The organism is uncultured Cardiobacterium sp., assembly GCF_938028185.1.
Lineage (GTDB): Bacteria > Pseudomonadota > Gammaproteobacteria > Cardiobacteriales > Cardiobacteriaceae > Cardiobacterium.
This window is the reverse complement of the sequence record NZ_CALJAH010000058.1, coordinates 1-19,682: the sequence shown is the minus strand read 5'-3', so window position 1 is coordinate 19,682 and position 19,682 is coordinate 1. Positions and strand designations below refer to the sequence as shown.

17 protein-coding genes are annotated in these 19,682 nt (G+C 55.8%); 10 read left to right on the top strand and 7 right to left on the bottom strand.

Going from position 1 to position 19,682, the window contains the following annotated elements; all coding sequences use genetic code 11:
* From Q0349_RS01990 to Q0349_RS01975, 4 genes are all read left to right on the top strand, one after another.
* A partial coding sequence (locus tag Q0349_RS01990; protein ID WP_298079167.1) for a DUF4143 domain-containing protein occupies positions 1-659 on the top strand: 659 nt, incomplete at its 5' end.
* A gap of 115 nt (positions 660-774) precedes the next feature.
* Positions 775-2,064 carry an ATP-binding protein gene (locus Q0349_RS01985; protein WP_298079166.1) on the top strand — a complete coding sequence of 430 codons (1,290 nt, stop codon included), beginning with the start codon at positions 775-777 and terminating at the stop codon, positions 2,062-2,064.
* 45 nt (positions 2,065-2,109) lie between these two features.
* Entirely contained in the window at positions 2,110-3,345 is a 1,236-nt protein-coding gene (locus Q0349_RS01980) for an SIR2 family protein (protein WP_298079164.1), read from the top strand.
* Positions 3,345-5,090 (top strand): ATP-binding protein, encoded by a 1,746-nt coding sequence (locus tag Q0349_RS01975; protein WP_298079161.1) that lies wholly within the window; start codon positions 3,345-3,347, stop codon positions 5,088-5,090. Before Q0349_RS01980 ends, Q0349_RS01975 begins: the two co-directional genes overlap by 1 nt.
* A 75-nt stretch (positions 5,091-5,165) precedes the next feature.
* Here the strand turns inward: Q0349_RS01975 and Q0349_RS01970 are convergent, their stop codons facing one another.
* Positions 5,166-5,711, bottom strand: coding sequence for an NAD(P)H-binding protein (locus tag Q0349_RS01970; RefSeq protein WP_298079159.1), 546 nt, complete (start codon positions 5,709-5,711; stop codon positions 5,166-5,168).
* Between the two features lie 109 nt (positions 5,712-5,820).
* On the opposite strand from Q0349_RS01970, the gene Q0349_RS01965 reads away from it, so the two are divergent.
* Complete coding sequence (locus Q0349_RS01965) at positions 5,821-6,714, top strand: LysR family transcriptional regulator (RefSeq protein WP_298079157.1); 894 nt, start codon at positions 5,821-5,823, stop codon at positions 6,712-6,714.
* A 73-nt stretch (positions 6,715-6,787) separates the two neighbouring features.
* Here the strand turns inward: Q0349_RS01965 and Q0349_RS01960 are convergent, their stop codons facing one another.
* The 6 genes from Q0349_RS01960 to glpK form a co-directional block, all read right to left on the bottom strand.
* Complete coding sequence (locus Q0349_RS01960; RefSeq protein WP_298079156.1) at positions 6,788-7,735, bottom strand: sugar kinase; 948 nt, start codon at positions 7,733-7,735, stop codon at positions 6,788-6,790.
* A 3-nt stretch (positions 7,736-7,738) separates the two neighbouring features.
* Positions 7,739-8,698 carry an ABC transporter permease gene (locus Q0349_RS01955; RefSeq protein ID WP_298079155.1) on the bottom strand — a complete coding sequence of 320 codons (960 nt, stop codon included), beginning with the start codon at positions 8,696-8,698 and terminating at the stop codon, positions 7,739-7,741.
* Entirely contained in the window at positions 8,685-10,211 is a 1,527-nt protein-coding gene (locus tag Q0349_RS01950) for a sugar ABC transporter ATP-binding protein (protein ID WP_298079154.1), read from the bottom strand. The genes Q0349_RS01955 and Q0349_RS01950 overlap by 14 nt, the downstream gene beginning before the upstream one ends.
* Before the next feature lie 6 nt (positions 10,212-10,217).
* Complete coding sequence (locus Q0349_RS01945) at positions 10,218-11,108, bottom strand: substrate-binding domain-containing protein (protein WP_298079153.1); 891 nt, start codon at positions 11,106-11,108, stop codon at positions 10,218-10,220.
* Between the two features lie 179 nt (positions 11,109-11,287).
* Positions 11,288-12,028 carry an MIP/aquaporin family protein gene (locus Q0349_RS01940; RefSeq protein ID WP_298079152.1) on the bottom strand — a complete coding sequence of 247 codons (741 nt, stop codon included), beginning with the start codon at positions 12,026-12,028 and terminating at the stop codon, positions 11,288-11,290.
* A gap of 33 nt (positions 12,029-12,061) precedes the next feature.
* Positions 12,062-13,552: a glycerol kinase GlpK gene (gene glpK / locus Q0349_RS01935; RefSeq protein ID WP_298079150.1), complete on the bottom strand. Its 1,491-nt coding sequence runs from the start codon at positions 13,550-13,552 to the stop codon at positions 12,062-12,064.
* Between the two features lie 252 nt (positions 13,553-13,804).
* On the opposite strand from glpK, the gene Q0349_RS01930 reads away from it, so the two are divergent.
* The 5 genes from Q0349_RS01930 to Q0349_RS01910 all read left to right on the top strand — a co-directional run.
* Positions 13,805-14,536, top strand: coding sequence for a uroporphyrinogen-III synthase (locus tag Q0349_RS01930; RefSeq protein ID WP_298079148.1), 732 nt, complete (start codon positions 13,805-13,807; stop codon positions 14,534-14,536).
* A complete protein-coding gene (locus Q0349_RS01925; protein WP_298079147.1) occupies positions 14,529-15,785 on the top strand; it encodes a uroporphyrinogen-III C-methyltransferase in 1,257 nt (418 codons plus the stop codon). Before Q0349_RS01930 ends, Q0349_RS01925 begins: the two co-directional genes overlap by 8 nt.
* Before the next feature lie 3 nt (positions 15,786-15,788).
* Positions 15,789-17,084, top strand: a complete 1,296-nt coding sequence (locus tag Q0349_RS01920; protein WP_298079145.1) for a heme biosynthesis HemY N-terminal domain-containing protein — start codon at positions 15,789-15,791, stop codon at positions 17,082-17,084.
* Between the two features lie 352 nt (positions 17,085-17,436).
* Positions 17,437-18,711, top strand: a complete 1,275-nt coding sequence (locus Q0349_RS01915) for a hypothetical protein (protein WP_298079144.1) — start codon at positions 17,437-17,439, stop codon at positions 18,709-18,711.
* Positions 18,712-18,784: 73 nt separating this feature from the next.
* On the top strand, positions 18,785-19,682 hold an 898-nt coding region (locus Q0349_RS01910), incomplete at its 3' end, for an AI-2E family transporter (protein ID WP_298079142.1).

The window sequence follows — 19,682 nt, the reverse complement described above, 5'->3', positions numbered from 1 at the left end:
TGGAAGACGAAGAAGTGCGCCGCACCATTTTGGACGGCATTTTCAATTCCATTCTGCTCAAAGACGTGAGCGAACGCGCCAATCTGCGTAACGACGGCGTATTAAGCCGCCTCGCTGCCTTTTTATTGAGCGAAACAGGCAATAGCATTTCTATCAACAACATCACCAACACCTTAAAGAACGAGGGTGCGGGCGCCAGCAATAACGCCATCGCCAAATATGTGGACTTGCTGGAACAGGCATTTATCTTCTACCAAGCCCGCCGCTACGACCTGCGCGGCAAAGCCCACCTACGCACCCAAGCCAAGTATTACAGCGTCGATACCGGCTTGCGCAACGCCACCTTGAACAAATCCTTCCGCGACAATTTCGGGCATCAGATTGAAAACATTGTATTTATCGAACTCTTGCGGCGTGGCTACCAAGTGGACGTCGGCAGCTACGACAACACCGAAATCGACTTCGTGGCGAAAAAAGGCGGAGAAATCCAGTATTTCCAAGTCGCGATGCAACTGCCCGAAAACAGCAACCGCGAAATCGGCAACTTAATCAACCTGCCCGATAACTATCAAAAAACCGTGCTGACCGCGAACCGAATGAATGTAGGAGAAGTGGACGGAGTGAAAGTGATACATGTGGTGGATTGGTTGGTGGGGTAAAAATCAGCCACGTCACGAAAAATCCTTTATAAAAATGTAAAATAACACACTTATTCCTTTGTAAAAGTGTAATTTGCTCACTATAATTCCCAGCAAAACCGCAAATTAACAGCCGATGCAACGCCATATCCTAAAATCCCTGTCCCAATGGAAAAACAAGCCCAACCGCAAACCATTGATTATTCAGGGCGCGCGCCAAGTGGGCAAAACGTGGGTAATGAAAACCTTTGGCACGGCGGAATTTGCACAAGTCGCCTACATCAATCTTGACAACAATCCGCAGATGAAAGCCCTGTTTAGTGGCGATTTTGACATCGACCGCCTGCTGCTCGGCTTGTCCATTGAGGCGGGGGTGAACATCCGTGCCGACAATACCCTGTTGATTTTTGACGAAATTCAGGAAGTGCCGCAAGCGCTGACCGCGCTGAAATATTTTTACGAAAACGCACCGCACTTTGCCGTGATTGCCGCCGGTTCGCTGCTCGGCGTGGCATTGCATCAAGGCGTGTCGTTCCCTGTGGGCAAGGTGGAATTTCTGCCGATGTACCCGATGGATTTCGGCGAATTTCTGCTGGCGATGGATGAAAAACCGCTGTACGACCTATTGCAGTCGCAAGACTGGGCGTTGATTACGGCGATGAAAACCAAATACATCGACCGCCTGCGCCAATACTATTTTGTCGGCGGCATGCCCGAGGCGGTGCAAACCTTCGCCGACACGCAAGACGTGCAAGCCGTGCGCACGGTGCAGCAAAACCTACTGCTGGCGTATGAATACGATTTTTCCAAACACATCAACGATCCGCGCCTTGTGATGCGCGTGCGTGCGCTGTGGAATGCCCTGCCGCAACAGCTTGCCAAAGAAAACAAAAAATTCGTGTTGGCGGATATGCAAAAAGGCGCGCGCTTCAAAGATTACGAACTCGCCCTGCAATGGCTCAAAGACAGCGGGCTGGTTTACCCCGTGTACCGCATCAAAAAACCGCATCTGCCGCTGTCGGGCTATCAGGAAAACATCTTCAAACTCTACTGCTTGGACGTGGGATTGCTCGGCGCAAAAAGCCAGCTCGCCCCGACCACCCTGCTTGAACCGACCCGCCTGTTTACCGAATTCAAAGGCGCACTCACCGAACAATATGTGCTGCAACAACTGCAAGCCGGCCAATCCAACCCAATTTTTTACTGGGCAACAGAAAAAGGCACAGCGGAAGTGGATTTTGTGCTGCAACGCGGGCAGGACATCATCCCAATTGAAGTGAAAGCCGAAGAAAATCTGCGGGCAAAAAGTTTGAAATCTTATGTAGAACAATATCAGCCGGACTTGGCGATGCGGGCTTCGATGTCAGATTATCGGGCGGAAGATTGGGTGGTGAATGTGCCGTTGTATGGGGTGGAAGTATTTTAATCAACTGTTTTTAGGGTAAACCTAATATTTTAAGGAGACTAAATCATGAAAGCACTGTCATCACATTTAATTAATATCAACCAAGAAGTAGAGAAAGAACAAGGATTTGAAATTGATATATCACAAGAACAAAAAGATGATTCCCTGAAGAAAGCCTTACTAAACTTTATTCATCAAACTATAGATGCTGAAAATCTTGTTATTCTGGCAGGATCGGGAACTTCATTGACATTTAACACATATAAAGAGGATAAAAGCCAATCTACGATAATAGCCCCAGGAATGGCTGACTTGTGGAATGATTGTAAGAAATTGAATTCCTCATTGTTTGATGAAATTATGGCAATAATTAATTATGATTCTGCCGATAACAATATAGAGAGTCTGCTATCCATATGTGATTCTCATCTTATATTAAAAGCTAAATCCCCAGATGAATTAGATAAAATTAAGAATTTTAAAGAGAACGCAAAATTGAAAATCTTGGAGAGTACAAGCTTTACAGACAAAGTTCCTACTGAAAAATGGGTTCATCACGAGAATTTTCTCCGAACACTAGGTTATCGCGGTCAAAAGCAACAACGTCTAAAATTATTCACAACTAACTATGATTTAGCATTTGAAACAGCTGCTTCCAATACAGGTATGATCGTCATTGATGGGTTTGAATACTCTAAGCCAGCTAGATTTAATCCAGCGTGGTTTCATTACGATGTAGTAAATCGTAGTCAATCTATTGAAAATGGGAGCTCTTACTTATCAAATGTTTTTCATCTATATAAATTACATGGTTCAGTAGATTGGGTAAGAAATACCGATACTAATCTTGTTCAGAAAGGTAATCCCCTATCAAATGAAGAAGGACAAGAACCCGTATTTATTTATCCCAGCAGCACAAAATATCAATCTTCTTATAATTCTCCATATTTAGATATGATGAGTGCCTTTTTAAACGTCTTACAAAAACCAAAAACTGCACTGATTTGTATTGGATTTGGTTTTAATGATGATCATCTTAACAATGCAATTACTATGGCATTGAGAACCAATCCTGAAATGATGTTAATGGTTGTTACCCTGAATTTATTTGATGAAAGTTCATCATTTAATGCCAACATAAGAAAATCATTAATAAATTTAATCAAGGGTAACGATTCAAGAATTATGTTAGTGGATGGTACATTTAGTGATTTTGCAGATATTTTGCCAAACCGAACTAAAGAAACGCCAGAAGAAAAATTAGCCAAAATGTTTGAATCCGTAATGGGAGGAAAAGAATAATGAATACTGAATGGTTCTCTCCTCATAGCCAAGATTGGCGAATTGGTAGTTTGATTGATATATCGGCTACTGACGCTAGAATCAATTTAACCTATTTAGGTGCGGACAAGCAGGCGTGGACATTTGGCACACGGATTCCGATTGGTGAAGTGAATACCTTTGTATTTATTGATTGTGGGCAATATTCTATTTTTGGACGTTTAATCAAAGTTTGGCTGGAAAATGGTGAACGGTTAAAAGTAGATCAAATTTCTGACAATAGTGTATCCAGTCATCCGATTGGTCTGGTTCAATTATTAGTTAGCGTGGATACTGAAACAGGAAAAAATTACCAAGGAATTAAACAATATCCGAAATTAGGTGCACAAGTTTACTCAGCCCATCCTAAATTAGTAGCAACTCTTGCAGAAGGCACTTTGCATCATAATAATAAAGACATATTTTTACCGATTGCTGAAGTATCCTCTGATTCTTCTGTTTCTATTTCAGTTACGCCCGAAAAGTTATTTGCAAGACATTGCGCTATTTTAGGATCTACCGGTGGTGGCAAAAGCTATACAATGGCAAATCTTTTAGGAAATATAGAAAAAGAAGGCGGGAAAATATTATTAATTGATCCAACAGGAGAATATAAAGACTTACCTTGTACGTCTTATTATGTGGGAAATCATCCAGATGCTAATAATACAAATCAGGTAACCTATCCACATTGGATGTTTACGGATTCGGATATTCGGGCGTTGCTAAGACCCTCCGCACAAAGCCAAGCACCGAAATTAAATGCTGCAATACAAAGTTTACAGGTATACACACAAAATTATCAGCAAGCTGGACATAATTTAACTTTAGATCCACAAACACAAGTAATTAAAAAAGCAGGGCAAACAAAATCTTATTTTGAACAAGCTGTTTTCAAATTGTCTCAAGTACAAAACTATAGACAATGGCATTTTTTTGGATTGGGTAAACAAATTATTGAAGAGTGTGTTTGGCCTGATGGTGGCACCTATAATAACCCTATTACAACTATTTGGGGAAAACGATCTGATCAAGATGTTGGGCATTGCTTAAATTTAATATCTAGAATTGAAGCAATGAGTCAAAATCCATATTTAAAATGGATGCTTGATTGCGATCCAAATCTAAAAACCATTCCTGCTGTTATAGACGAATTATGTTCTGATACATCAGGCATAGTTCGTCTAGATTTATCATACGTCCCATTTGAAGCCAATGCGCGTGAATTGCTGGTTAATACCATTGGAAGATACTTACTGATCAAAGCAAGAAGACAGGATATTACCAACGATAAGCCACTAATTGTTTTTATTGATGAAGCACATCAATTCTTAAATAAAAGAATTGGCGATGAAACATCACGCTTTGATTTGGATGCTTTTGGCAATATTGCCAAAGAGGGACGCAAATACGGCTTGAATGTTGTCATTGCAACGCAACGTCCGAGAGATATTCCTGAAGACGTCCTCAGCCAAATTGGAACATTAATTGTGCATAGGCTGACCAACGAAAAAGATCAGGATATTGTGAAAAAAGCCGTTGGGGCAATCGATAATCGCTCTGCCGCATTTTTGCCTGTGCTTGGGCAAGGCGAAGCCTTATTGCTTGGTGTTGATTTTCCTTTCCCAATGACAGTGAAAATGAAATTACCAAGCAACCCACCTCAATCAACCAGCGCAAGTTTCTCAAAGGCTTGGAAATATAATAAAAGCCTAGATGATTTGTAACAAAAGGTCGTCTGAAAGGGGTTTCAGACGGCATTTTCCTTTTCAACGAACCCAAAAATCACACCTTATTCACATTCAAATTCCCCCCCCAGTCCACCATTCAGACTGCTCAAAAATCTTGCAGACAAAATCGGCAATGCTTTTGCGCGACACCGCGCTGCCCGTTTCAGGCTGCCCTTTCGGCGTGAGCTGGTAGTCGATTTCGTCGGCATCGGTGAACCAGTTCGGGCGCAGAATGGTGTAATCCAGCCCCGATTGCTCGACGAGGTCGGCGAGAGCGCGGTAAGGGCGCAGCACTTCGCGCAGCGGCGCGTCGTAAATGCCGATGGAAGCGACGGCAATGACGCGGCGCACGCCTGCCGCTTTCATCGCGGCGACGATATTCGCACCCATCGTGGCGAGGTCGCCGGCGAGATTGATATAGACGACGTCCTGCCCCGGCATCGCCGCTTGCAGGTCGGCGGGGTTGAGTGCGTCGCCGATGATGACGCGCTGGCCGTCCGTATGGCGCGGGGCGCTGCGGGCAAAAAGGGTGAGGCGCAAAGCGGGGTTGCACGCGGCGGTGGCGATGACGGCGCGGGCTAATGAGCCGTTCGCGCCGATGATTAGAATGTTGCGCATGGCGTTTCCTTGGTTTGTCGATAGCACGCAGTATAAACAGCGCCATTGAGAAAAATTAGCCGGTAAAATGCGCAAGGGTTTAGCAAATAGATTGATAAATGGAACAGATATGGCAGAAAAATTGGACGACTTGCGCGTCTTCCTGCTGGTGGCGGAAATCGGCAGCTTTACCAAAGCAGCGGCGCAATTGGGCGTGTCGCAATCGGCACTCAGCTACACCGTGCGCCAGCTGGAAGAGCGTTTGCAAATCAAGCTGTTGGAACGCACCACGCGCAGCGTTTCCACCACCGCCGCAGGCGAGCAACTGCGCGAACAAATCACCCCGCTTTTTGCCGAGATTGACACGAAAATTGAAAACCTCGCCGCCTATCGCGGCACGCTCGGCGGCAGCCTGAAAATCACCGGCAACGAGCACGCGCTTACTGTCGCGTTGTGGGACAAATTCGCCCGTTTTGCTCGCGCTTACCCTGAAATAGCGCTGGAACTGGACTGCAGCAACCGCTTCGCCGACATCGTCGCCGAACGTTTCGACGCCGGCATCCGCCTCGGCGAGTTTGTGGAAAAAGACATGATTGCCGTGCGCGTCTCGCCCGATTTGCAGATGACCACCGTCGCCGCGCCCGCCTTGCTGTCGCACATTGATGCGCCCGAAACGCCGCACGACCTCGCCGCTCTGCCTTGTCTCAACCTGCGTCTGCCGACGCTGGGCAACACTCTGTCGTGGGAATTTTGCGACCCGCAAAGCGGTAAAACAGTGAAAATCCAGCCCGCAGCGGGCTTTACCGCCAACCAAAACAGTCTGCTGCTGCAAGCTGCTCGCGCCGCACTCGGCATCGCCTGGCTACCGCGCGACATGGTTTCCCCGGAACTGGCAAGCGGTGCATTGGTGGAAATCCTCCCCGATTGGGCGATACGCTACGAAGGCTACTATCTCTACTACCCCAGCCGCCGCGCCGAATCGCCGCTGTTTCAGGCGCTGATTGCGGCGCTGCGGGAGGATTAGCGACGCGCGTCTTCTGCTGTGGATGATAGGCAGCCACCATGAGCAGTGCGCTGGATGTATGTATGCCGGGTTTTTAGGATGCGGGCTTGTCAGCGAGCAGGGCATCCAGCTTGGCGAGGGTGGAGGTGCCTTCCATCGGGCCAATGCGGGTGACGGCACGCGCGCCAGCGGCGTTGGCGTAGCGCAGGGCGCTGGCTGCATCGTGGCCGTTTAGGCGCAGGGCGATGTAGGCGCCGCCGAAGCTGTCGCCCGCGCCGGTCGGGTCGTCTTCGTGCACCGCAATGGGGGCGGCGTCAAGGCGGCCGTCCGCGCTGTAGTGGCTCGCGCCCCGCTCGCCGCGTTTGAGCAGGATTTCTTTGATGCCGCGCGCGAGCAGTTCGGCGATGGCGTCGGCTTCGTTTTGTGCGGTGGTGAAGAGGTAGAGTTCGTCACCGGAGGGCAGGAAGATGTCGGTCGCGGCGAGGGTTTGTTGGAGTGCGTCGTGCAGGCCGGGCGCGCCGAGCAGTTCGCGGCGCAGGTTGGGGTCGAAGGAGATGCTGCCGCCGCGCGCCTTGATGGTGTGCAGCGCGTGCAGGGCGAGTGTGCGCATGCCGGGCGCGGCGAGTGCGCTGCCCATCAGGTGCAGGTGGTCGCAGCTGGCGATGAGGGCGTCGCTGGCGGCGGTCGTTTCGAGGCGGCCGCAGGCGCTGTGGGTGATGTTGAAGACGAAGCGGCGGCTGCCGTCTGCGCGGTAGCGAACGAAGGCGCTGCCGGTGCTTTCGCCGGGGGCGACGGTGATGCCGCTGGTATCCACGCCGTCTTGTTGCAGGCGGCGCAGGTTGAGGGTGCCGAAATCGTCGTCGCCGACGCGCGAGATGATGGCGCAGGGTGCGCCCAGTTTGCCGACTTGGTCGATGAAGATGGCGGGCGCACCGGAGGGGTAGGGGCCGGTGAGCGGTTGGGCTTCGAGGAAGCCGTCGCCTTTGGTTGTCGCGACGATTTCGACGAGGATTTCGCCGATGGTGAGGATTTTTGTGGTCATAGGTTAGTCCTTGCGTTGTTTGGCGCGCACGTCCAGCCAGACGGCGATGATGATGACCGCGCCTTTGACGATGAGCTGGAAGAAGTAGGGGACGGAGAGCATATTCATGCCGTTGTTGAGGACGCCGATGATGAGCGCGCCGATGAGGGTGCCGGGCATGGTGCCGACGCCGCCGGTGAGGCTGGTGCCGCCGAGGACGGCCGCGGCGATGGCGTCGAGTTCGTAGCTGAGTCCGGCGTTGGTCTGCGCCGAGTAGAGGCGCGAGGAGAGGAGGATGCCGGCGATGGCGGACATTACCCCGGAGAGGGTGAAAATGATGATTTTGATGCGATCAACGCGGATGCCGGAGTACAGCGCTGCTTCGCGGTTGCCGCCGGTGAGGTAGGTCTGGCGGCCAAAGACGGTCATCGAGAGGAGGATGTGGTTCAGCAGGAAGAGGGCGAGCAGGATCCAGATGATGAGCGGCAGGCCGAGGAAGCGGCTGGCGCCGATGGCCTGCCAGTGGGGGTCGGCGATCATCAGCGGCGCGCCGCCGGTCGGCAGGCTGACGAGGCCGCGGTAGATGCTCATGGTGGCGACGGTTGCGATGAACGACGGCAGCAGCAGGCGGGCGGTGAGCAGGCCGTTAATGGCGCCGAGGATGGCGCCAGCCGCCACGGTTATCAGCAGGGCGGCGGTGAAGCCGGTGCCGAGGGCGAGGCTTTGTGCGCCGACCATGCCGGCGACGGCGATGATGGAGCCGACGGAGAGGTCGATTTCGCCGAGGAGGATGACCCAGGTCATGCCGAAGGCGGCGATGGCGACGACGGCGACTTGCTGGAAGATGTTCATGAAGTTCGCCAGCGAGAGGAAGCGGCTGTTGGCGATGGCGAAGACGGTGCAGAGGATGATGAGGGCGATGACGATGCCGCCGTATTGGCGCAGGAGCGGGTGGCGGGCGGGGGAGCGGTCAGGCGTGGGCATGGGGTTGTCCTGTGGCGGCGGCCATGAGGGTTTGTGGCTGGAAGTCGGTGGGGGCGAGGGTGGCGCTGACGCGGCCTTCGTGCATGACGACGATGCGGTCGGCGAGGCCGAGCAGTTCGGGCAGTTCGGAGGAGACGAGGAGGATGGCGGTGCCTTCGGCGGCGAGCTGGCGGATGATGCGGTAGATTTCAAATTTGGCGCCGACGTCCACGCCGCGCGTCGGTTCATCAAGGATGAGGACGTGCGGGTAGGTGCCGAGCCATTTGGCCAGCACGATTTTTTGTTGGTTGCCGCCGGAGAGGGTTTCCGCCGCGGCTTCGATGGAGGCGGTGCGTACGGCGAGGCGGGCGACGTCTGCGGTGGCGGCTTCGCGTTCGGCGGCGAAGCGGAGGAAGCCAAGGCGGGCGGCAAAGCGCTTGAGCGCGGCCATGCTGATGTTGCGCCGCACCGCTTGCGTCAGCACCAGTCCCTGCTCTTTGCGGTTTTCGGTGACGAAGCCGATGCCGTAGTGGATGGCGTCGGCGGGATGGCGGATGTGCACGGTTTCGTCGTCGAGGCGGACTTCGCCGCTCGCGGGCATCATGCCGAAGATGGCGTTCATCACTTCGGAACGTCCGGCGCCGACGAGGCCGAAGAAGCCAAGGATTTCGCCGGGATGGACGGCGAAGGAAACGTCGCGGAAGGCGCGGGAATGGCTCAGCGCGCGGACTTCCAGCGCGGGCGGGGCGGCGTCCGGCGGCGGGGTTTCGGGCAGGCGCGGCGGGTACATTTGTTCCATCCGCCGCCCGACCATCAGGCTGATGATCTCGGCGACGGTGGTGTCCGCCCGCGCCAGGGTGGCGATGTACTGGCCGTCGCGCATCACGGTGATGTCGTCGGAGAGCCGCATGATTTCTTCCATGCGGTGTGAGATGTAGATGACCGCCTTGCCCGCCGCCTTGAGGCGGGCGATGATGGCAAAGAGGATTTCCGCTTCGGCTTCGGAGAGCGAGGAGGTCGGCTCGTCAAGGATGACGACTTTCGCCTCGTGGCTCATGCCTTTGGCGATTTCCACCAGTTGCCGCTGCGCGATGGACAGGTCGGCGACGCGCGCGTCCACGTCCACCGGCAGTTGCAGTTCTTCGACCAGTTGCCGCGCGCGGCGGTAGAGCGCACGGCGGTTGATGATGCCGTAGCGTGCCGGTTCGCGCGTGGCAAGGATGTTTTCGGCGACGGTGAGGTTGTTGCACAGGCTGAGTTCTTGAAAGACGACGGCGATGCCGCGTGCCGCCGCTTCGCGCGGGCTGGCCGGGGCATATGGCGCACCACTCAGCATCATGCTGCCGCCGGAGGGCTGATGCACCCCGGCGAGGATTTTGATCAGCGTCGATTTGCCCGCGCCATTCTCGCCGAGCAGGGTATGCACCCGCCCGGCACGCACGTTGAGGTCAATGTCGCGCAGGGCGGCGACGCCGGTGAAAGTCTTGCCGATACCGCGTAATTGCAGCAGGACATCATCAACCGCGGCAGTCATGGCGGCTTACTCTTTGCCGGTATAAACGCCTGGTTCAATCGGTTGTTGCGCCGGGACTTTCTCGCCCTTCATGACCGCAACCGCCGTATCCACCGCCTGTTTGCCCATTTGGTCCGGGAACTGGCGGATAACGCCGACCATCACCGGGTCGCTATCGACCGCGTCGCGCGCTTCCTTCATCCCGTCAAAGCCGATGACTTTGACTTTGTCTTGCAGGTTTGCGGATTTCACCGCGACCGCAGCGGCGAGCGCGGCATCGTCGCCAAAGCCGAAAATGCCGTCGATATCGGGGTTGGCTTGCAGCATATTCTGTGCGGCGGCAAGCGCTTCGGCGCGGGTAATGCCGGTTTGTTCGGCGACAATTTTCACATCAGGATGCGATTCCAGCGCTTTCTTGAAGCCGTCAATACGCGAGACGACAGATTGCACCGTGGGATAATTGATGATGGCGACCTCGCCCTTGTTGTTCAGCACCTTCGCCATCAGCTCGCCCGCCTTCTCGCCGCCCTTGAAATTGTCGGTGCCGACGTAAGACAGCACCTCAATCCCCTCGGCGGGAATATCGACGGTGATGACTTTGATGCCCGCATCCTGCGCCTTCTTGATGGCGGGCAGCACGCCCTTGCTATCGACCGGCGAGATAACCAGCACATTGACGCCCTTGACGATCATGTCTTCAATATCAGCCAGTTGCTTGCTCAAATCCTGGTTGGCGATGGCGACTTCGAGCGGCACATTCTGCGCCTTCGCCTCGGCTTTCATCGCATCAGCCAGCTCAATATAAAACGGATGCTGCTGCGTCAGGAGCGAGGCGCCAATGCCATCCGCCCAGGCACTGCCTGCGGTGCAGGCGAGCAAGGTGGCGACGGCGAGCGTTTTCAGTTTCAGAGATTTCATGAGATTGCCTTGTGTGTGGATTTTTGGGGATATGCACGGGAATGTGTGGATAGGCGTGCATGGATGTTAATGTAGCGCCAATTTCATGAGGATGCCAGCGGAAAATGAACGTGGCGCCGCCTTTTTTGCACCGCAAAAAAACCGCCCCGGAGGGCGGTTCTCTTTTTGCATGACGGTGATTACATCAGCGCGTTGTAAAGCCAGGCGGCAAGTGCGCCACCGGCGAGCGGGCCGAGTACCGGCACCCAGCTGTAAGACCAGTCGGCGTCGGTGCGCAGCGGCAGCATGGAGAGGACGAAGCGCGGGCCGAGGTCGCGCGCCGGGTTGATGGCGTAGCCGGTGGTCGCGCCGAGCGAGAGGCCAATCGCCCAGATGAGGATGGCGACCGGCAGTCCGCCAATGGAGCCGAGGCCGACCGGGGTGGCGGTGGCTTCGCCCGGCAGGGTCAGGCTGGCGCCGTTGCCGATGATGTAGAAGAGGACGAAAACGAGGACGAAGGTGCCGACGAGTTCGCTGATGAAGTTCACCGGGTAGTTGCGGATGGCGGGGTAGGTGCAGAAACAGGCGCGTTTGGCGTCTTCGTCCAGCGTCACCGCGAAGTGGTCAAAGAAGAAGATCCAGACGAGGAAGGCGCCGATGATTGCGCCGATGAATTGTCCGGCGATGTAGGAAGGCACCGCGCTCCAGGGCAGTGAGCCGTGGATGGCGAAGCCGAGGGTGACGGCGGGGTTCAGGTGCGCGCCGCTGACCGGGCCGGCGACGAGGACGCCGATATAGACGGCGAAGGCCCATCCGGTGGCGATGACCATCCAGCCCGCCGGGCCGGATTTGGTGTCTTTGAGGCAGCAGCTGGCGACGACGCCGTTACCGAGCAGGATGAGCAGCGCGGTGCCGATGATTTCTGCGGTTAATACGTTCATGGGTTTTCCTTGGTTTTTGAGGGTGGGGGAGGGTTATTCTTCAATCCAGTGGCGCGAGGCGTTTACCGCCTTGTGCCAGTAGTGCAGCATCTCGCGGACGCGCTCCGGCGGCAGTTGCGGGGTGAAGGTCTTGTCGATTTTCCACTGTTTGCGGATGCCGTCAATGCTGTCCCAGTAGCCGGTGGCAAGCCCGGCGAGGTAGGCGGCACCGAGCGCGGTGGTTTCCACCGTTTTCGGGCGGACGATGTTGAAGCCGAAGATGTCCGCCTGCGTTTGCATGAGGTAGTCGCTCATGCTCGCGCCGCCATCGACGCGCAATTCGCGCGTTTGCGCCCCGGCGTCGGCTTCCATCGCTTTGACGATGTCATAGACCTGGAAGGCGATACCTTCAAGGGTGGCGCGGGCGAGGTGGCCGTCGGTGGTGCCACGGGTGATGCCAAAAAACGCGCCGCGCGCGTAGGAATCCCAGTAGGGCGCGCCGAGACCGGTCAGCGCCGGGACGAAATAGACGCCGCCGTTGTCCTCAACGGTCGCGGCGAGCGTGTTGATGTCGGCGGAGGTGCGGATGATGCGCGCGCCATCGCGCAGCCATTGCACCGCCGCGCCGCCGACGAAGACGCCGCCTTCGAGCGCGTAGGTGGTTTTGCCGCCGAGCTTCCAGGCGATGGTGGTGAGCAGGTTGTTTTTGCTGGTGACGGCTTCGTCGCCGGTGTTCATCAGCAGGAAGCAGCCGGTGCCGTAGGTGTTCTTCAGCATCCCTTTTTCGGTGCAGAGCTGGCCGAACAGCGCCGCCTGCTGGTCGCCCGCGATGCCCGCAATCGGCACCGGATGCTCCAGGTAGCGGTTGGAAACCGTGCCATAGACTTCGCTGCTGGCGCGCACCTCCGGCAGCATACTGCGCGGGATGTCAAACAGCGCGAGCAGCTCGTCGTCCCAGTCCAGCGTGTGGATGTTGTAGAGCATGGTGCGGCTGGCGTTGCTGGGGTCGGTGACAAACACCTCGCCTTTGGTCAGGTTCCAGATGAGCCAGGTATCCACCGTGCCGAAGCAGAGCTCGCCGCGCTCCGCCCGCTTGCGCGCGTTTTCGACGTTATCAAGAATCCACTTGACCTTGGTCGCGGAAAAATAGGCGTCAATAATCAGCCCGGTCTTGCCGCGAATCCAGTCGCGCTTGTCGTGCAGACTGTCGCAATATTTCGCGGTGCGGCGGTCTTGCCAGACGATGGCGTTATGCACCGGCTCGCCGGTGGCGCGGTCCCAGACGATGGTGGTCTCGCGCTGGTTGGTGACGCCAATCGCGGCGAGGTCTTTCGCTTCCAGCCCGGATTTGGCGAGCGCTTCGGTGAGCACCGCAATCTGCGAACCCCAAATCTCCTTGGCGTCATGCTCAACCCAGCCCGGCGTCGGGAAATACTGGGTAAACGGCTTCTGCGCGACGCTGATGGTCTCGCCGTGGCGGTTAAAAATAATCGCCCGCGACGAGGTCGTCCCCTGGTCTAGCGACATGATGAACTGGTTTGGCATAAGCAATCCTCATCTGGAAAACAGAAATACGCCGAAAACCGCAAAAGATTGCGCAATTTTCAACATTTGGAAAAATAAAATTTTTGCTCCCGCTGCGCAAGCGGCAAAGCACATGGCAGCCTTATCTGATTGAATAAAAAAGCGTTAAATATGACGATTGAGGGGATGAACAGTCAAAACAGGGCGCTGTTCCAGCACCGGCGTGAAATCCTCATTAAAATTTGCCACCACCATCACCGGAGAAACCTCCGCATGAAAGCACTCACCCACTGCACCGTCCTCTACACCCGCGACGCCGCCCATTACCTCGCCTTCCGCGACCGCATTGCCGACCTGGGCGGCATCGCCTTGCACCTGCCGCTGATGGCGACCCGCGTCCAACCACTCACCGCCGCCGAACGCGCCATACTCGACCACAGCGATACCCTCGTATTTACCAGCGCCGCCGCCGTCCGCCATCTACGAGAACAATACCCGCTACGCGGCCAGCAAACCGTCGCCATTGGCGAGGCGACCGCCGCCGCGCTACCGCAACCGCCGGACATTACCGCGCCCGCACCGCACAACAGCGAAGCGCTGCTTGCCCATTGGCACCCCCGCGAGACGCACATCGCCCTCATCGCCGCTCCCGGCGGACGCCCGTATCTCGCCGAAATCCTCAGCCAAAACAATACCGTTCACACCCTCTATCCCTACAGCCGCTACAACCCGACCGCGTGCTGGCCGGAGGCGCTGCCGCTGCCGGACATCATCACCATTGCCAGCCAGCAAACCCTCGATAACCTCCTCGCAATAATCCCGCAAGAAAAACGGAAACTGATACAATACCGCGCCTGCATCGCCGCCCTTAGCGCAAGAGTGGCGCAATACGCGGAAAAACAAGGCTTTCAGCACATTATTGCCGCCGAAAATGCCAGCGAAACCCGGCAAATCGCAGCCATTTGCCATTGGTGGAAACAAACCCAGGAGCAACGCCATGACTGAAGAAAAACAACCTGAAAATCAGCACGAAGTACGCGATGACAGCACTTACAGCGACTACACGCCACCCGCCCCGAAAAGCGGACGCGGCCTGGCCATACTGGCGCTGCTGGTGAGCGTCGCCGTTGCCGGAGGCGGCGCCTACACCCTCAAACAATTTTCCGAAACCTATAGCGACACCGTGGCACAAGTCGCCCTGCAAATGCAGACCCAAGAATCCGCCCAACAAAACTACGCCAGCAACAGCCAGGTTGACGACCTCGCGCTGCGCCTCAACAACCTGGAAAAACAAACCCAGGCGCTGAACAACCTCGACAGCACCATTGACGCCGCCGTCGCCGCCCGCCAAACCAGCGACGAACAAATCGCCGCCATCGTTGCCGCCAACAGCATCAGCCGCGAGCAGGCCGAAAGCCTCATCAAACAGGAGCTGGCGACCTTCGCCCAGGGCGAGACCAAAATCGACCTCAGCAAAGAAATCGCCGCCGTACAAAGCAGCGAAGCCGCCGCCAAAGCCGCCGTTCAGCAAATCGACGAAAAGCGCGTCCTCATCGAACACGCACTGGCACAAAACAACAGCAGCGCCAACCCCTACCCGCTGATTAACGCCCTGAAAATGGCACAAATCGCCGCCAACGACGGCAACTACAGCGCCGCCAAAGCCTACCTTGACCAGGCGGGTGCAACCTTCACCCTCTTCAACCTTGGCCAAAGCAACTACGCCGCCTACCAGGACGAACTGACCAAGCTGCGTACCCAGTACGCCGTCCTCGCCGCCCAGGCGACCCCGGCGGCGCAAATCGACGCCATCATCGCTACCCTGCCCGCCTGGCCGTACAAAAACGTTGACCCCGTCAACCTGCTCGCACCCAAAGAAGACGCCCAAGCTGCCGACTGGAAAGACCGCTTGAAAGGTGTCGGACAGAACATCCTTGCCAAAACCGTCACCGTTACCAAAATTGACGATGCCGGTCTCACCTGGATACAAACCAACGAAGCGCTGCAAATCATCCTCAAAGAAAACCTGCGCCTTGATCTTGCCTACGCGCGCAACGCCCTGCAACTGCACGACCAGGCAGCCTATGCCGCGACTGCTGACCGCCTGCACGGCGAAATCGAACGCCTCTTTGACAGCAGTAACAACAACGTCGCCGCCGCCCTTGCCACGCTGGAACAACTCAAAACCAGCAACAGCAACGCGCCGGACATCGCCGCGCTGACCGAAAAACTCGAACAGGCCGCCAAGGAGTAAGCCATGCGCATCATCCTCTTCCTCCTCGTCCTCTGCCTCTGTGCCTTTATTGGCTACGCGGTGAACCTCATCCCGCTGCGTGTCATCTTCAAGGCAGGCAGCCACTACGCCGAAACCTCGCTTATCGTCTGGTTGCTGCTCTCGCTTGTCGCCAGCATCATCCTCTACTGGGTGCTGAAACTGCTCTGCTGCCTCTGGCACAGCCCGCAAATCTTAAGCCGCAACAGCGCTGTGCGCCGCCAGCACAAAGCCGACCGCCTGCTGAAAAGCGGCATGAGTGCGCTGCTTGCCGGACACTACAGCCGCGCCGAACGCGACCTCGACCGTGGTGGCAAACTCGCCGAAAGCCTCGGCCAGGATGCCGTCATCTACTTTGAAAACGCCGCCATCGCTGCCGACCGCCAAAATGCCAAAGACCGCCGCGACCACTACCTGCTGCGCGCCCGCCAGGACGCCCGCACCAACCAGGGTGGCACCTTGGCGCGCATCACCGAAGCCGAAATCCACATCAACAACGGCAACTACGAACAAGCGGCCAAACTGCTGGAAAAACTGCACGCCGAAGAACCACGCAACAGCAAAATTGCCGCGTTGCTGAGCGACGCCTACAGCGGCCAACAAAACTGGGCAAAAGCCTGGGAACTGCTGCCTGCGCTGCGCCCGCACCTTGGCGACGCCGACTTTGCCGCCAAACAAAAAACCTGCGCCAAAGGCCTGCTGCACGATACCGCCGCCCGTGAAAGCGTCGCCGAACTCGAAGCTGCGTGGAAACACCTGCCGGGAGAACTGCGCCGTGACAAAGACCTCGTCCTCCAATACGCGGGCGCGCTGGTTGAAAACGACCACCCTGAAGAAGCCGAAAAACTGCTCGCGGGCGAAATCCGGCAAACACAAGACCTCGAATACATCCAGGCCTACAGCCAACTGCGCCGTGCCGACTTCCGCGCCCAACTGGAACACATGAAACAATGGGAAGGCAAACACGCCAACGACGCCATCTTCCTCTACGCCAAGGCGCTGATTGCCTACAAGGCAAAAGAGCTGGACATCGCGCTCGCCGCTATCGAAGAAGCCGTCAAACGCAGCCAGACCAAAGAAGCCTTTGCGCTCTACGCGCAAATCCTGGAAGCGAAAAACCGTCCGGAAGCCGCGCTGGTCGCCTACCGGCAAAGCGTCGCACCGCTGCACCCCGAACAGGCACTGGACGGCGACCTGCTGCCCGCCCCGGAAACCGGAGCGGCAACGCCGCCGCCCCCGGCAGAAATCGCCAAACCGGACGAAAACAACCAACCGTCCTGACCCGCGCAAACACACCCGCCTTGGCGGGTGTGTTGCTATTTGTACCTTGCAGCGCGTAGGGTGGGGCTTGCCCACCGCCAACAAAACCGGTCATGAGGGTATAAACGCAGGTCGGCCATTCATGGCCGACACCAACAGCGCGGCAAAACCAGTCGTTGCCAATAATCCCGCCGGTTCGCCCCCTCCCTCGCAGGGTGCGTCAGCACCCGCAGCGGGGGAGGGCTGGGGTGGGGGTGGCCGCCCATGATGCAACCGCCAATACCCTGTAGGCATAGCCGTAGGTTGGTCTCATGGCCGACAAAACCGGTCATGCACTCACCGCTTTCCATCATCATTAGCCGCAGAAACCATCATGTCCCAAGCAACCCTTGCCCCCTTCCAGCCCGAATTTGCCAACCCGCATACCCGTGGCTGGGGTGGCACGCATATCATTGAATGGTTTGCTACCCAAGCCTGGGTGACAACCGGTTTTGTCCTTTTGCTCATGCTCTTGCATAACTATCGCGGTGCGCCGTCCATCCTGCTGGATTACTGCTGGCTGTGGCTGCCGCCGTATCTGTATTACAGTATTTCTTTCGTGAAAGGCGATATCCGTTTTCATTGTTATGGCACATTGCCGCCGCCCTGTGTGGTATGCGACCCGCAAGGGCTGACCATTTACCGTGCCAAACGCATTCGCTATCAATGGCGTTGGCAGCAATTAAAAAGCGTTAGCCGCCACGGCATTCTGAAAACACTGCGCATTGAAAGCCAAGACGGCGCGGTGCTGGATTATCGTCACAAACGATTGGAGCGCGAATATGACACCTATGCACAAATTGAGCGGGTTGCACAAGATTATTTGCGCGGAATGGCACCGTCATTGCCACCGCAGGCACCGCCCGGTTTGGATTACCGCTGCCATAGCGCGCGTCTGGCGACAGGGCATTTCGCCAGCTTGAGTTGCGGAAGCCCGTTTGCCTTTTTATTTCTGCTTTTCCTGGGCAAGAACATGAATCCGTGGGCGTATGGCGCGGCAGTGCCGCTGCTGTTGCAGCTTTTTTATGTTGTCGCCATGACTTTGATTATTGCGGCTATTGGTGCGCTGGTTATTTTTATCGTGCGGGCATACCGTGCCTATTTTTATCCGCCGGAGAAAAAAATATTGGTACATATAAATTGCCACGGCATTTATTTTTTCCGTGGCAAAAACAGCAAGCGTACCCTGTATTGGCAAGATTTACGCGCCGCCCGCGCCGAATCCATTCCCAGTGGCAAAGGCGGCAGCGCTTATTACCTCGCCATCCATGACCGCCTTGACCATGAATATTGGATTTATATCGGTTTGCCGCAGTCCAAACAGCGCAGCGAAGAAATAGCCGCAATTATCAATGCCGTACTTGCCGAAAAGCCGCTCCCCAATATCATGCCAGCCGTGGCAGATAAACCCGCCAAGCGGACAATGTACGGGCTCTTTTGGCTGAATGCTGTTTTCACACTGCTGATAATGTGCCTGTTTTTCCTGATGAACGGGAAAGCCTTGCCGGAAACGACGCGCCATTTTTTTGCAACATTTTTTTTTATGGCGTTATTGCTTGTAACCCTGTGCACGTACTTAATCTGTATCCTGTTTGCCGACGAAGACTGACCCGCCGAAAATCCGCCCCCGACCCGGCGCAATCCCTTAAAATTGCTGCCCGCATTCACCCGCAAAAACCCTCATGAACACCTCCACAAAATCCCTCTGGGCGCCCTTCGCCCGCTTTCTCGCCAATCCCTCGCTGGTCGCGCTGGTCGCCTTCGGCATCAGCCTCATTGCCATCTTCTATTTCCTCGGCGAATGGCTGCTGCCGGTCATTATCTCCATCGCGCTCGCCTACCTGCTCGAAGGCGTCGTCGGCAAGCTGGAGCGCATCGGCGTGCGCCGCGGCATCGCCGTCGCCCTCGTCTATTTCATCTTCATCGCCGCCATCCTCTACCTCACCATCGTGCTGCTGCCCGCCATCATCGACCAGGCGAAACTGCTCATCGGCGCGCTGCCCGACTACTTCCAGCGCACCCAGGAATACATCCTGCTGCTGCCGCACAAATTCCCCACCGCCTTCAGCGAGAGCGGCGTGCAGAGCCTGCTGGACAGCCTCAACGGCGAAATCGCCAACTTCAGCAAATCGCTTTCCGGCAAGCTGTTTTACTCCGTCTTCGTCATCATCAAGGTGCTGGTGTACATCATCCTCGTGCCGCTGCTCATCTTCTTCTTTTTGAAAGACAAAAAGCTCATCATGGGCTGGCTTGGCCGCTTTTTGCCGAAACGGCGCGAAATCATCCAGGACGTCTGGTACGAAGTGGACATCCAGATTGGCAACTACATCCGCGGCAAATTCAGCGAAATCCTCGTCGTCTGGCTGCTGACCTTCATCCCGCTGCACATTTTCAACCTGCAATACAGCCTGCTGCTCAGCTTCATGGTCGGCCTCTCCGTGCTTATCCCCTACATTGGCGCGACCGTCGTCACCATCCCGGTGCTGGTGGTCGCCTATATGCAATACGGCCTGACCGGCGATTTCTACTGGGTGGTCAGCCTCTACTTCGTCGTGCAAATACTGGACGGCAACGTCATCG